We start from the raw sequence: 13,836 nt of genomic DNA on the forward strand, positions 1-13,836 counted from the left end.
TCCAACCCATGGACTTTTCCCGTTTTTTCATCGACAGGCCGATTTTTGCCGCGGTGCTGTCGATTCTGATTTTTATCACAGGGTTAATCGCCATCCCGCTGCTGCCGGTAAGCGAGTATCCTGACGTCGTGCCGCCAAGCGTGCAGGTGCGCGCGGAGTACCCGGGCGCCAACCCGAAAGTGATTGCTGAGACCGTGGCGACGCCGCTGGAAGAGGCGATCAACGGCGTTGAGAACATGATGTATATGAAGTCCGTCGCGGGCTCGGACGGCGTGCTGGTCACCACCGTCACCTTCCGTCCGGGGACTGACCCGGATCAGGCGCAGGTTCAGGTGCAAAACCGCGTCGCGCAGGCCGAAGCGCGTCTGCCGGAAGACGTGCGGCGTCTGGGTATTACCACCCAGAAACAATCCCCGACGCTGACGTTGGTGGTGCATCTGTTTTCGCCAAACGGTAAATACGACTCCCTGTATATGCGTAACTACGCCACGCTGAAAGTGAAGGACGAGCTGGCGCGCCTGCCCGGCGTTGGCCAGATCCAGATTTTCGGCTCGGGTGAATACGCGATGCGCGTCTGGCTGGATCCCAACAAGGTGGCGGCCCGCGGGCTGACCGCTTCGGATGTGGTCACGGCGATGCAGGAGCAGAATGTGCAGGTATCCGCCGGGCAGCTTGGTGCCGAGCCGCTGCCGAAAGAGAGCGATTTCCTGATCTCCATTAACGCCCAGGGCCGTCTGCATACCGAAGAAGAGTTCGGCAATATTGTCCTGAAAACGACGCAGGACGGTACGGTCGTTCGCCTGCGCGACGTGGCGCGTATCGAAATGGGCTCCGGCAGCTATGCGCTACGTTCTCAGTTGAACAACAAAGACGCGGTCGGGATTGGTATCTTCCAGTCTCCAGGGGCGAACGCCATCGATCTGTCTAACGCGGTGCGCGCGAAAATGGACGAACTGTCGACCCGTTTCCCGGAAGATATGAAGTGGGCGGCACCTTACGATCCGACCGTTTTCGTGCGCGACTCCATCCGCGCAGTGGTGCAAACGTTGCTGGAAGCGGTGGTGCTGGTGGTGCTGGTTGTGATCCTGTTCCTGCAAACCTGGCGCGCGTCGATCATTCCGCTGATCGCGGTACCGGTTTCGGTGGTGGGGACCTTCAGCATTCTCTACCTGCTGGGCTTCTCGCTGAATACCCTGAGTTTGTTCGGGCTGGTGCTGGCCATTGGTATCGTGGTGGACGACGCCATCGTGGTGGTGGAAAACGTCGAGCGAAACATTGAAGAGGGGCTTGCTCCGCTTGCGGCGGCGCATCAGGCGATGCGGGAAGTGTCCGGGCCGATTATCGCGATTGCGCTGGTGTTGTGCGCAGTGTTTGTGCCGATGGCGTTCCTCTCGGGCGTTACCGGGCAGTTCTACAAGCAGTTTGCGGTGACGATCGCGATTTCCACGGTCATCTCCGCCATTAACTCGCTGACGCTCTCTCCGGCGCTGGCGGCACTGCTGTTAAAACCGCACGGCGCGCCGAAAGATTTCCCGACCCGGCTTATCGATCGTCTGTTCGGCTGGATTTTCCGTCCGTTTAACCGTTTTTTCCACCGTAGTTCGAACGGCTATCAGGGGCTGGTGGGTAAAACGCTGGGCCGACGCGGCTCGGTATTTGTGGTGTATCTGCTGCTGCTCTGTGCCGCAGGCGTCATGTTTAAAGCGGTTCCCGGCGGGTTTATTCCGACGCAGGATAAACTGTACCTGATTGGCGGCGTGAAGATGCCGGAAGGTTCGTCGCTGGCGCGCACCGATGCGGTGATCCGCAAAATGAGCGAAATCGGGATGAATACCGAAGGCGTGGACTACGCGGTTGCGTTCCCGGGGCTGAACGCGCTGCAGTTCACCAACACGCCGAATACGGGGACGGTCTTCTTCGGCCTGAAGCCGTTCGACCAGCGTAAACATACTGCGGCGGAAATTAACGCGGAGATCAACGCGAAAATCGCGCAAATCCAGCAGGGCTTTGGCTTCTCCATCCTGCCGCCGCCGATTTTAGGGCTGGGTCAGGGGTCGGGGTATTCCCTGTACATTCAGGATCGCGGTGGTCTGGGTTATGGCGCGCTGCAAAACGCGATAAACACCATGTCCGGTGCGATTATGCAGACGCCGGGAATGCACTTCCCGATCTCAACCTACCAGGCTAACGTTCCGCAGCTTGACGTGCAGGTTGACCGTGACAAGGCGAAAGCGCAGGGCGTGTCGCTGACCGATCTTTTCGGTACGCTGCAAACCTATCTGGGCTCGTCGTACGTGAATGACTTCAACCAGTTCGGGCGTACCTGGCGCGTAATGGCGCAGGCCGACGGGCAGTTCCGCGACAGCGTGGAAGACATTGCGAATCTGCGCACCCGCAATAGCCAGGGTGAAATGGTGCCGATTGGCAGTATGGTGAATATCACGACCACCTACGGCCCGGACCCGGTGATTCGTTACAATGGCTATCCGGCGGCGGATCTGATTGGCGATGCCGACCCGCGCGTACTTTCGTCCTCGCAGGCGATGGCGCAGCTGGACGGAATGTCTAAGCAGATCCTGCCGAACGGGATGAACATTGAATGGACGGACCTGAGCTTCCAGCAGGCCACGCAGGGCAATACGGCGCTGATCGTCTTCCCGGTCGCGGTGCTGCTGGCGTTCCTGGTGCTGGCGGCGCTGTATGAAAGCTGGACGCTACCGCTGGCGGTGATCCTCATCGTGCCAATGACCCTGCTCTCCGCGCTGTTTGGCGTCTGGCTGACCGGTGGCGATAACAACGTGTTCGTGCAGGTAGGGCTGGTGGTGCTGATGGGGCTGGCGTGTAAAAACGCGATTCTTATCGTGGAGTTTGCCCGCGAGCTGGAAATTCAGGGCAAAGGCATTATGGAAGCCGCGCTGGAGGCGTGCCGCCTGCGTTTACGCCCGATTGTGATGACCTCCATCGCCTTTATTGCCGGGACCATTCCGCTGATCCTCGGCCACGGCGCGGGCGCAGAAGTGCGCGGCGTTACCGGGATCACGGTGTTCTCCGGGATGCTGGGGGTGACGCTGTTTGGTCTGTTCCTGACGCCGGTGTTTTACGTGACGCTGCGTAAGTTCGTGACGCGCGGCAAAAAAGCGGAAAGGGATGTTCTGCCCGCGTAGGGATGTTGCAGATAATAAAAAACCGCCTTCATAGCAAGGCGGTTTTTTTTGCATTCAAGGAAAGTTAAAGGGCTTCTTTATACTTGGCGATAAGTTCAGGCACCGGATCGCAGCCGCTGGTATCGGCTTTTTTCACTTCTTCCAGCGCGCTTGCCACGGTGTGGCGCGCCAGTACCTGTAACGAAGCCTGCTCCGCTTCTTCGGAGATAGACTTGAAGTACCAGCAGGCGTTAGCGCTGACTACGCAGCGGGCCGGTACGTCAGGACGTGATGCCCACAGCTTTTTATCTTCGATGACGGAAAGGTAGATATCGCGCAGGGTGATCTCTTCCGCCGGGCGTCCAAGATGAATAGAGCCGTTACGGCCAAGCGTGGAGACGATAATACCGTCACGCGTGAGGGGAACCATCAGTTTGCGGATGAAGCTCGGGTTTGCTTCCAGACCGTAGGCCAGAATCGCACTCGTCGAACGTTCACCCAATTGCTCCGCCATTGCTACGCTGAGAACCATCTGCAAAGCTGTCGGGAAGCGGTAATCTAACATTTTTGTATCCTGGGTTGCGGTGAATCTTGTTCTTTTTGGCACCGCAGAGGTGAATAAGCAATAAACAACAATATAACAAATACGGTAATTTTTTTGAAGCAATCTGCGGCATTTGCGATCGAACCCCCTGTTCCTGTTTAGCTATACGTGCGGTTCGGGAAGTCAACCGTCACCATCAGGCCAGCTTCTGCGGAAGTACTCAGGTTTACGCTGCTGTTGTGCTGCTGCGCCACCGCTTTAACGATGGCAAGCCCCAGTCCGCTCCCGCTTTGCAGTTGACTGGGATCGCGGAAAAATCGGTCAAACACACGCTCGCGCAATTCAACCGGAATACCGGGCCCTGCATCGGAAACGCGTAGCCGCGCGGAGCCATCGAATGTGCAGACATCGACCTGAATCCGCCCGCCTTCAGGACTGTACTTCACGGCGTTCTCAATGAGATTATCAATGAGCGACACCAGGCGCTCCCTTACGCCTGAGATCCAGATTTCATCCTCGGCGAAAAATTCCAGCTCAATCCTGCGCGCAGACGCCAGCGGTTCCAGCTCGGCCATTCGCTCTTGAATGAGCGTCGTTAGCGGCACGGGCTCCAGGTCCGTATCAAGGTGTGCTTCACTGTGCATCATCAGCAGCAACTGATTGACGAGACGCGCAGCACGACTGTTGCTGCGAACAATCCCCGCAAGCAATTCCTGTTGGCTCTCGCTGAGTACATACGATTGCAACGCTTCCACGTTGATTCGCATCGCCGCCAGCGGCGTTCGCAGTTCGTGAGCCGCATCGGCAATAAAAACCCGCTCCCTTTCCGCGCTTTCTCGTACCCTGGCAAGAAAGTCGTTAATCGCGTCCACCATCTGGCGAAGCTCCCTGTGTTTTGGTACGGCTTTTAAGGGGGAGAGATCGTCTGGCGAGCGCAATGCAATTTCATTGACCACCTTGTTCCAGGGGCGCATGGCAATGCGGATTGACAGCCACGCGGGGAACAGAAGAAAAGGGAAACAGACCAGCAGCGGCATGACGTAGTAACCGCGCGAGTTGAGGTAGATAAAGAAGTTCCAGCCACCGGCCGGGGTGAAAAGGGTGACCTCCACATCGGAATGAGCGGATTTAAGGGTTCGGCTGGTCCAGGTACGACCGTCGCTCTGAACACGCTGCATTTCCACAAACCGGGTGTTGGTTACCCCCGTTGGTGCATCAGGCGATGAAAAAATAACCGCGTTATTTCTGCGCACGATGAAGTTGATCGACAGGGCGGGGTCTTCGCCGCCGCCATAGCCCTCTCGTAACGCTTTGCTGAAGGCTGCCAGCACGGCGGTACGATCCTGCGGGTGTTCGTCCATCCGCTCTACCAGCGTAAAAAGCGTTTCATAGGTATGACTGCCCGTGAGGATGGGAGGGCTGCGCAGGTCCTCCCACAGAATGAAGGTTAAAAATAGACACCACAGCAGGGTAAGCAGCAGCAACTGGGCGATGATAATTCGCCGTACCAGCGTCGGGCGCCTCAGGTGATACCACAGGTTTCGCATTACGTCGTCACCTTCTGAACAGCAACGGTATCAATAACATACCCGACGCCACGCACCGTTCGCACATAGCCTTCGCCGATTTTTCTTCGCAAATTTCCCATATGCACGTCGAGCGCATTACTGAGGTTCTCTTTGTTGCCGAATATCCGTTCTTCCAGAAACCGTCGCGTAATCACGCGGTCCGCACGCAGCATCAGCGTTTCAAGCAGCGCATATTCACTCGCCGTCAGGTCTATGTGGCGTGCGCTCACCGTTACACGACGCGTCGGTACATGAAGAGATAAGCCTCGAATCTCTATCGCCTCATTCTCGAAACCGTAACTGCGCCGCGCAAGGGCTCTTACCCGCGCCAGCAGTTCGGCGAGAACAAAAGGTTTAACGAGATAGTCGTCTGCACCTGCATCCAGCCCGGACAGGCGATCCTGCAGCGTGCCTCGCGCCGTCAGGATGATGACGGGGATCCCCTTAAGCTGCTGGCGTAAGCGCGTCATGAGGCTCATGCCGTCGCCGTCGGGTAGCCCCAGGTCGAGCAAAATAAGTTCTGGCACGCAGACGTCAAGCTGATGCAGCGCATCCTCTTTACGGCGAACCCATATAACGTCAAATCCTTGATCGGCAAGGGCGATACGTATGCCATTGCCAAGATCCAGGTCGTCTTCGATGAGTAGAATTTTCACACTGGTAACTGTATCAACCGTGAATGAAGAACATCTTAAGAAAAAACGGTATCAGGAAATCTGTCCGGTTTACAGCATCCGCGCGCGCTTCAGTGTTTCTTCATTTTCGGCTCATAAGAACCTTAGGGTCAGTATTCAAAATGGGCGTTCTGGCGTTTAACCGCTTGCACCGTCACCATTTGAATCCAGAAGGACTTCTTTAATGAGAAACATCGAACTGCGTCATTCGTCCCCACATTTGCTCTCGGGCCGCAGCCTGAAAAACATCGTGCCGGGCATCGTTCTGGCGTTACTGACCACGCCAGTACTGGCGGCAGAGCAGAGCGAGGGTAACGTTTTAACCCTGGGGGGCGGCGTGGACGTCGCGCCACGCTACTCGGGTTCGGATAAAAGCCGCGTCGGTGCGGCGCAGGTGGTGGATTACGCCATGGCAAACGGCTTCTTTATCAGCACCACGCGGGGCGTCGGTTACGGCAACAACATCGGCAACCTGGATTACAGCGCAGCTGTGAGCTATCGAACAGGCCGTAAAGATAAAGACGTAAGCAGCGATTCGATCAGCTCCGGCAGCGACTACCTGCGGGGTATGGGCGACATCAAAGGCTCGGCCATCGTTGTGCCTGGGCTGGAGTATAAGGTGACCGACTGGCTTCATCTGCAGCTGCAGGCTGAGGTTCCGGTTTCTGAAAGGGACAACGGCGAGGCGGTGCATTTCGGCATTATCAGCCCGCTCTATACCTCACCAAAAAATGAGGTGACGCTGGCGCTGACCAGCAGCTGGGGATCCGACAAGTATATGCAAACGTACTATGGCGTCAGCGCCGTCCAGTCGGCCACATCGGGGTTTGCCCGACATGACGCCGGAGCCGGAATTTATGCGTACTCGCTGAATCTTGACTGGACACACAGGCTCACCTCGCGCTGGAGCGTGCTTGCCGCAGCGGGCGTGACGCAGCTGGCGGGGGATGCGGCCGATAGCCCCATTGTTCAACGTAAAACATCGCCCACGGGGAGTTTGAAGGTGACGTACAGTTTTTGATGGTTGGTTACTTATGGAGATGAGCGCGCAATAGCGACGAATTCGAGCCGCCCAGGGGCCGGTATGTCTGCTCTGAGCGAAAAGCGGATATCTTAAGGCGGTTGTTTTTATACTATATACCTCTATGTAGCCATGTTATATGGCTACATTTATACAGAAGTAAGGATTAGTCTTTTCCTGGACCATAATTGAATTTTGTACCTTTACCAATAGCGTAAAACTGTCCGCCAGCTACGTAATGGACAGTACGTAATTCATCAGGCGCATCATCAAAAATCCAGTGCCCATTTCTGAAAACGCGGTCATCACTCCATGCTTCGACAATTTCCCCCATGAACAAGTTGTGCTGTTTTTCATTTTCTACATTGGGTATGACCTTACAGACTAGCCAGCCAGCGCAACCTTCAACTAAAGGAAGATCAAACTCTTTCTGATAAAATAGTGGAATTTTACTGTTTTTATCGGATGTGTCAGAATAACTGTGACCTCCAGCATATAAAACCATTTCCATCTGTTTTACTACGGGGATCTGGACAACGTAATATCCACTTTTTTCTACAAGTCTGCGAGTAAATGCCTGTGGACCTATAAAAGCCATCACTTTATTATTTCCTACTAACCCCACCCAGGCCGCTGCCATGACATTTTCAATGCCATCATTTTTAGCCGATATCATCGTCGTTGGCCCGACCTGCAATAAACGATAGGCTTTGTTTAACTCTACTGGTTGAATTGACATAATTTACTCTTTTGCGTTCTGATAAAAATTAGGGCAGGTTACTTATTTTATTGTTCGATTATATGACTGGAATAGTTGCAAATTAATTGCTATTATCAAAATACATTATTGCAATTTTCACAACAATCATGAACAAACTTGATGCTCTAAAGTTTTTTATCATTGCCTCTGAAACCCTGAACTTCCGCGAAGCAGCCATAAAGCTGTCGGTTTCACCATCAGTAGTAACCCGAACAGTCGCTGAGTTGGAGAAACAGCTTGGTGAACCTCTTTTCAAACGCAATACCCGGTCGATCTTTCTCACCAGTTTCGGTGAGTTATTTTTACCCCAAGCGAAGCGACTGCTGGAAGATTCTGAAAAACTATTTCAGACAGGGAAAGATGATAATGAAATGAAGGGTGTTGTTCGTATCACATTACTTCGATTTCCAAATCATGAACAAATCTTGTATGAACTATTGACTGCACTACGTCCATATCCTGAGTTATTTATCGACTGGCGTTTAGATATGATGAAACTTGATACTATCGAGCATCGTATCGATATAGGTATACGTGTAGGGCGAGAACCTAATCCAAACTTTATAATTAAAAATATCGGGGAAGTTGAGCATGTTTTTGTTGCGTCCCCTGAACTCATTGCGCGCCTGGGAGCACCAACTGATTTAGAAGATCTTCGACAGCGCTATCCATTCAGTGGTTTAATTAATCCTGAAACGGGAAAAACATTTGAGTTTATGAGTGACGTAGTGAATACTTTTGTCCCTCGTCATATTGAGTTTTATACTACAGACCCATACGCCGAAATTCAGGCTGCATTGGCCGGGAAAACGGTTGTACAATCCAGCGATTTTATCTGTAGGGAGTACTTAGCAAGCGGCCAACTTGTTCCCCCGCTGCCTGAACTGCGACAGGAAAAATGGCAATTTTATTTATATCGCCCTTACCAGCTGATTACTCCAAAAAGGGTGATGGTCGTTTTCTCGCTATTAGAAAAAATATTACGCAAATATTTCGCATAAAAATAATCTTTTCCTCAACGTCTGCTCCAGGCACAAAGCGGACATTCTATTCTGACTTGCTTAACCCTCGCCCTCGCAGCATCTGCAACAAAACGTTCGAAAATACGTGGGAATTTCCGTTTGGCATCACGACTGCGATGGTTCCGGAACTGGCTACCTTTCTGCGGAGTGTCGCGGAAGTCATTCCGTCTGAACCTGTCGTGACCTGACGACGGCAGTTGGGGCTGTCGCCGGGGGAGTGGCTGGGCAGGGCGTACAAGGGCGCATGAATCTTGTCCAGGGCGTAGAGCTTGAGATTCGTCTGGATGACGGACGCATGCTTATGGTAGTGCAACGGCAGGGGCCGACCCGCTTCTCCGCTGGACAACGGGTGGCCATATCATCCGCGGGCGGGCAAACGACGGTGTCACCTCGCTAATTATTCCGCTGTACTCGGGTATCTATGCCTTCATTGATACGCTCAATAATATAAGGATAGAAGGGGTTTGAAGACTGGCGCATAAGAGAATCAAGTCCGACGATCAGTACCGCGCGTTCACCACGCGCGGCAAAGGTCCCCAGGCTAATGCCGTATTGATTCTGTGGTTCAGGATAACGGCCATACAGGGAGTCAGTCATAGGGAAAGGCAGGGCGACATGAGAGAGTGAGTAAACGTCCGGCAAATAGCGCAGCCCCATTTTTTCAACGATCTGTTCTGTTTTACCTGCTGGAATCGTGCGGATTTCCATCTCTGTGCTGCCCGCGGTGACATTCGTGATTATCGTTGTGTCGTATCGACGTGGGGGCGTCGGGAGTAATCTCGACAGCGCGGTGTAAGAAGATCTCCGCAATAGTGCATTAAACCTGACGGCATGGTTCAAATCGAATAAAACCACTTCGCTGTGATTAACCGGCAAACGATTATATAACGCTGTAATGACCGCTCGGGCACTGACGGTGGAGTCCATTGCCGACTGAAATGTCATTATCGGCGGTAACTGGTCTAGTTTTTTGTTTCGTGAATCAGCCGCAATTTGGGTTTGCAGCGCACAGGTTAGCAGGAAAGACTGCCGGGCGGCATTCGTCGGGAATGAATTAAATTTAAACGGATTGAACTCTGGCATGATGGTTAACCATGCTGCTTTCGCAAACGCGGGCAGAAATGATGGCCAGCCCGCAACACCTGAAAAACGCGCGAAACGCGTAACGCCAATCATCGGCGAAATCAGGATAACGCGCTGAGGTTTTGCCAGACGGGGATCATTAAGAGCGTCCAGCGTGTATTTCATGGCAAGAGCACCGCCATTGGAAAATCCGACAATATGTAGCGGCACATCATTACCCGCTAACTTTTTGGCTTCTCTGACTGCAAGGCGCGTCGCGGCCAGCCAGTCTTGCCATGTCACATTCGTCAAGGCTGCAGGGACCGTACCATGTGCCGGTAATCGGATACCAATAGCAATAAATCCATGCTGACGATAATTCTCTGCAATATGTCGCAGACTGTACGGGGTATCGGTTAAACCATGCAACATCACCACGACACCTTTGGGTTTGGCATCAGGGAACATAATGTAAGAGCGATTCCAGTTAGTCTGGAATCTGTCAGGATAAATGGGACTGCCGGAATAATAGCGATTGAGTTCCGTCTGCTGTTGAGCATCCAGCTTGTCCGTGACATTGAGTTTCACTTCTGTGAAAAGAGAATCCTCAACCTTCAGGTAATGGTTCCAGTCTGCTTTGTCTATTTCGTCAGCATCCATTTCATGAGGAACATAGGTATGCCAGAGTTGCAGATCCGGTCCGCGCTGAATGTCATAAAGACGCAGGCCCATCGCGCCAATGACCAACAAAACAAGGGATAAGACGATGCGTTTGAACCATCTTAAGAATTTCAACGTCAGGCTCCTTGTCTGCCGAGGGCGCGTGGTACCTAAAATAATGGCACAGCATTACTCGCGTGGTATGTAAAAGATACACTGTGTTAACTCGTCCCCGGCTTTTCAAAATTTGCCGACTCTTTTCTCCCTTTCCTCTATTTGTCAGGAATGGGATGACATCCGGAGCGGGCAGACAGCCCGTATTGAGCGATAAGCGGACCACGCTATCTAAATAAAGGCATCACAGATAATGTCGGGACAGCTCATGCTATAAAATGTATAACTTTTATTTTCACCGACGATAAAGAAGGGATTTCAATGGTTGAGGTTGAGGTAATAAAAATGAAGTATCCAGGCGCAGATGCCTGGCAAATGGGTGACAGCCCGGAACTCGCCAGCGAGCTTGCGGACCTGATCAAAAAAGGGATCAAAACGGCCTCTTGCGGATCTTTTGCCTCTTTCCAGCAGGAGGATTCTGCCCTGAAGATTGGGAGTTATAACATTATTCTTGATGGCCAGAATGTTCCGGTCTGTGTGATCAGACTGGTTTCATTGCGGCTTGTGCGTTTTTGTGATGTGACTGAGGCGTTCGCCCGCAAAGAAGGTGAAGGGGATTTAAGCCTTGAATACTGGCAGAAAGAGCATCAGAGATTTTTCAGCCGCGAAGGTCATTTTTCTGAAGATATGGAGTTGATCGCAGAAGAGTTTGAAGTGGTTGAGATCCTGTAGAACAGAGTAAACGGATTGACGTTCATCAATTTCCATTCATATCAATGTCCGCTTCAGGCACGAAGCCGACAGTCAAAGTAGATATTTTTCATGGTTGTCCGTGCATTTCCCACCGGGCAGAACTCATGTCGTCGTAAACATGCTGGTTAGTAAATGATGGGAATTTTGCTTGCCTGGAGGCTTCAGCTAAAGCACGGCAGTAATCCTTATCTCCACTCTTTATGATGAAATTCTGCAAGGTGCCGTCCATATTGAAATCCAGATGCACATTACATCTTTTCCCACTCCAGGCTCGGGGTTTGGTCAGTGCTGCATCGAGTGCTTTTTTTATACCTGATGCTTGTTCGCCATAAATGTCTTTATCGGTTACTTTTCCTGAACGTTTGTAAGAGCACGAATCAAGAGCGCTTTTCTTCTGGCAATCTTTTGGGGTTAATGGAGTGCAACCAGCAATGGTTGCTACCATTGCTACCAGCATCAAGATTTTGGTCATGTCTAAGTCCGTTTATGATTTTTCCAAAAGTATCGATACGCACCGATGAATCGGGGCATTATGGCACGAAAATCAGAGAGGGGGGCTTGTTGGCTCATACCCCCCCCAATTTTAAGGGGGGCAGGCTTGAAAATTGCAGGAAAAATCAGCCTGGGCGCAGTAAGATTTACGTTGCGCTGGCTCCCTGGACTCGTCCATAGATCACCAAACCGTTCGCTGTATTGAGCTACGCTTAAATATGAACGTCGGCTAAGAGCGAAAAGCGGACAGCGGACAGCGGACACAGGATGAAAATAACCGCTTAGTGGCTATTGCTGGTCATTTAAGCGCGTTAAGGTTGCCATTAATGGTAACCCTAATATTGCACGGTGCTGTATTCGTAAGGTGCGTATCATGCGCTACTGGATAAATACGCACTTTTTTGCTTAAACAACCTGAATTAGTCTATAAGACTGGTTTTAGTAGGCTTTGGTTTAATAAGCAAAAAATGGAATTCCTATGCTAAGAAAAATTGATAAAAATACAGGCTTCAATGCATCAGAGGGAAAATTGATAAATTTGGCAGATAACGCATTCCTTGGTTTATGGTCATACGCAAATATACACAGTGATGAAGGCTACTCTAAAAATAAAACAGGCAAAGAAGTATGTGATTTGCTGGTAGTGTTTGGTGATAATGTAATAATCTTCTCCGATAAAAGCATTAAATTTAATGAAGATAAAGATATTAGCATTGCCTGGAAAAGATGGTTTAGAGGTTCGGTGATAGATTCTTCTCGTCAATTGTATGGAGCGGAGAAGTTCATAAAAGAAAACCCGCACAGGATCTATATCGATAAAGATTGCAAAGTGAAATTTCCTGTGAAAATAAATAAAACATCACGATTCCACCTTGTTGCGGTTACGGACAATATCTCCGCGCCAGCAAAAAAATACTTTGACTCATTATCGAAAGGTAGTTCAGCTACTTTGGTTAACGCTTTTATATATGATGTGAAAGAATGCCTGAATAATATTTTTTGCGTAGGTGATCTGTATCCGAAAAAGACGTTTATTCATGTGCTTGATGAACTTTCACTAACGCTACTGTTAACCGAGTTAAATACTGCAACCGATTTCATAGGATACTTGATTGCTAAAGAGAAGGCAGTCAGAGAACAACGTCTTGCGATTAGCCTTGGTGAGGAAGAAATATTAGCTAGCTATTTGCTAGGGGATAAAAAAATCATATCTGATGACATTTTAAGGGAGCAAGGATTAGTTTCCATTCCAGAAGGTGAATGGGTTCACTACACTAAATCATTTCAGTATCAACATGCCATTGCCATCAAAAAAGGAAGCATTTTTTGGGATAACCTTATTGAAAATTGCTCTAAAAGTATATTGGCAGCTAATGTAGGCTTCTTCGGGGATCAGCCATTCTCAATGCATGAGGCAGCTATAAGAGAGGTAGCTAAAGAAAGTAGATCATCACGTTATTATTTATCTAAACTCTTCAAGGAAAAAATGGACTCAGTGCCTTCGCACATAATGTCTTCCATGCTGGTTGAATCGCCTGACGAATCGGGAAAGTTTTATCTATTGCTCTTAGTTCCTCAAAAAGATGAAATTGATTATCTGACATATAGAGAGCACCGAGTAGCGCTTATAAACATGTATTTCCCAATTGCCTTTGCAAGACACAAACAAATAAAAAAAATAATAGCAATTGCGACTGAGCCTAAAAATAATAGTGGCAGGTCAGAAGACATTATTTATATCCATTTTCCTAAACCCATGCCGAGAGACGAAAGAGCTGAAATACTTAAAGCGACTAGGGACATTAACGTCATGTCAGATTTTGTGCCTTGGAAGCAGTCAGCCACTATCAAACATTACACTCCGCCTAATTCCAATATGCAAAAGTTAGGTAGGAATGAACCATGCTATTGTGGCTCAGGAAAAAAATACAAAAAGTGCCACGGTTAATCTGCTACCATCAATCCGGTATTACCATCCAATAGCGCATGATGCGTACCTTACGAATACAGCACCGTGCAATAT

Annotated in this window: 11 protein-coding genes and 1 pseudogene; 6 read left to right on the plus strand and 6 right to left on the minus strand. The window is 50.5% G+C overall.

Annotated features, from left to right (window positions below):
* Positions 1-8 precede the first annotated feature (8 nt).
* Positions 9-3,164 (plus strand): multidrug efflux RND transporter permease subunit OqxB, encoded by a 3,156-nt coding sequence (gene oqxB, locus KW829_RS10420; RefSeq protein ID WP_218308152.1) that lies wholly within the window; start codon positions 9-11, stop codon positions 3,162-3,164.
* A gap of 64 nt (positions 3,165-3,228) precedes the next feature.
* Here oqxB and KW829_RS10425 read toward each other — a convergent pair whose 3' ends face one another.
* The 3 genes from KW829_RS10425 to KW829_RS10435 form a co-directional block, all read right to left on the minus strand.
* Positions 3,229-3,708, minus strand: coding sequence for an Rrf2 family transcriptional regulator (locus KW829_RS10425; protein WP_010430601.1), 480 nt, complete (start codon positions 3,706-3,708; stop codon positions 3,229-3,231).
* 137 nt (positions 3,709-3,845) lie between these two features.
* Complete coding sequence (locus tag KW829_RS10430; protein WP_218308153.1) at positions 3,846-5,234, minus strand: HAMP domain-containing sensor histidine kinase; 1,389 nt, start codon at positions 5,232-5,234, stop codon at positions 3,846-3,848.
* Positions 5,234-5,911 carry a response regulator gene (locus KW829_RS10435; RefSeq protein WP_218308154.1) on the minus strand — a complete coding sequence of 226 codons (678 nt, stop codon included), beginning with the start codon at positions 5,909-5,911 and terminating at the stop codon, positions 5,234-5,236. Before KW829_RS10435 ends, KW829_RS10430 begins: the two co-directional genes overlap by 1 nt.
* 202 nt (positions 5,912-6,113) lie before the next feature.
* Between KW829_RS10435 and KW829_RS10440 the strand changes: the two genes are divergently transcribed.
* Positions 6,114-6,950: a MipA/OmpV family protein gene (locus KW829_RS10440; RefSeq protein WP_218308155.1), complete on the plus strand. Its 837-nt coding sequence runs from the start codon at positions 6,114-6,116 to the stop codon at positions 6,948-6,950.
* A gap of 166 nt (positions 6,951-7,116) precedes the next feature.
* Here KW829_RS10440 and KW829_RS10445 read toward each other — a convergent pair whose 3' ends face one another.
* Entirely contained in the window at positions 7,117-7,689 is a 573-nt protein-coding gene (locus KW829_RS10445) for a flavin reductase family protein (RefSeq protein WP_218308156.1), read from the minus strand.
* Between the two features lie 128 nt (positions 7,690-7,817).
* Here KW829_RS10445 and KW829_RS10450 point away from each other — a divergent pair, with 128 nt between their 5' ends.
* Together KW829_RS10450 and KW829_RS10455 are read left to right on the plus strand one after the other, a co-directional pair.
* On the plus strand, positions 7,818-8,711 hold the full coding sequence (locus KW829_RS10450; protein ID WP_218308157.1) for a LysR family transcriptional regulator: 894 nt from the start codon (positions 7,818-7,820) through the stop codon (positions 8,709-8,711).
* A 193-nt stretch (positions 8,712-8,904) separates the two neighbouring features.
* A pseudogene (locus KW829_RS10455) lies at positions 8,905-9,129 on the plus strand (hypothetical protein); the annotation flags it as partial.
* Here KW829_RS10455 and KW829_RS10460 read toward each other — a convergent pair.
* Positions 9,126-10,526, minus strand: coding sequence for a carboxylesterase (locus KW829_RS10460; RefSeq protein ID WP_256350571.1), 1,401 nt, complete (start codon positions 10,524-10,526; stop codon positions 9,126-9,128). The pseudogene KW829_RS10455 and the gene KW829_RS10460 overlap by 4 nt on opposite strands.
* A 363-nt stretch (positions 10,527-10,889) precedes the next feature.
* Here KW829_RS10460 and KW829_RS10465 point away from each other — a divergent pair, with 363 nt between their 5' ends.
* Positions 10,890-11,300: an ASCH domain-containing protein gene (locus tag KW829_RS10465; protein ID WP_174339930.1), complete on the plus strand. Its 411-nt coding sequence runs from the start codon at positions 10,890-10,892 to the stop codon at positions 11,298-11,300.
* Positions 11,301-11,388: 88 nt separating this feature from the next.
* On the opposite strand, the gene KW829_RS10470 is transcribed toward KW829_RS10465, so the two are convergent.
* Positions 11,389-11,793 carry a cell envelope integrity TolA C-terminal domain-containing protein gene (locus KW829_RS10470; protein ID WP_010430623.1) on the minus strand — a complete coding sequence of 135 codons (405 nt, stop codon included), beginning with the start codon at positions 11,791-11,793 and terminating at the stop codon, positions 11,389-11,391.
* Positions 11,794-12,291: 498 nt separating this feature from the next.
* Here KW829_RS10470 and KW829_RS10475 point away from each other — a divergent pair, with 498 nt between their 5' ends.
* On the plus strand, positions 12,292-13,761 hold the full coding sequence (locus tag KW829_RS10475) for an SEC-C metal-binding domain-containing protein (RefSeq protein ID WP_218308159.1): 1,470 nt from the start codon (positions 12,292-12,294) through the stop codon (positions 13,759-13,761).
* Positions 13,762-13,836: the final 75 nt, after the last annotated feature.

The organism is Enterobacter sp. ENT02 (assembly GCF_019219165.1).
In the GTDB taxonomy this organism is placed as follows: Bacteria; Pseudomonadota; Gammaproteobacteria; order Enterobacterales; family Enterobacteriaceae; genus Enterobacter; species Enterobacter mori.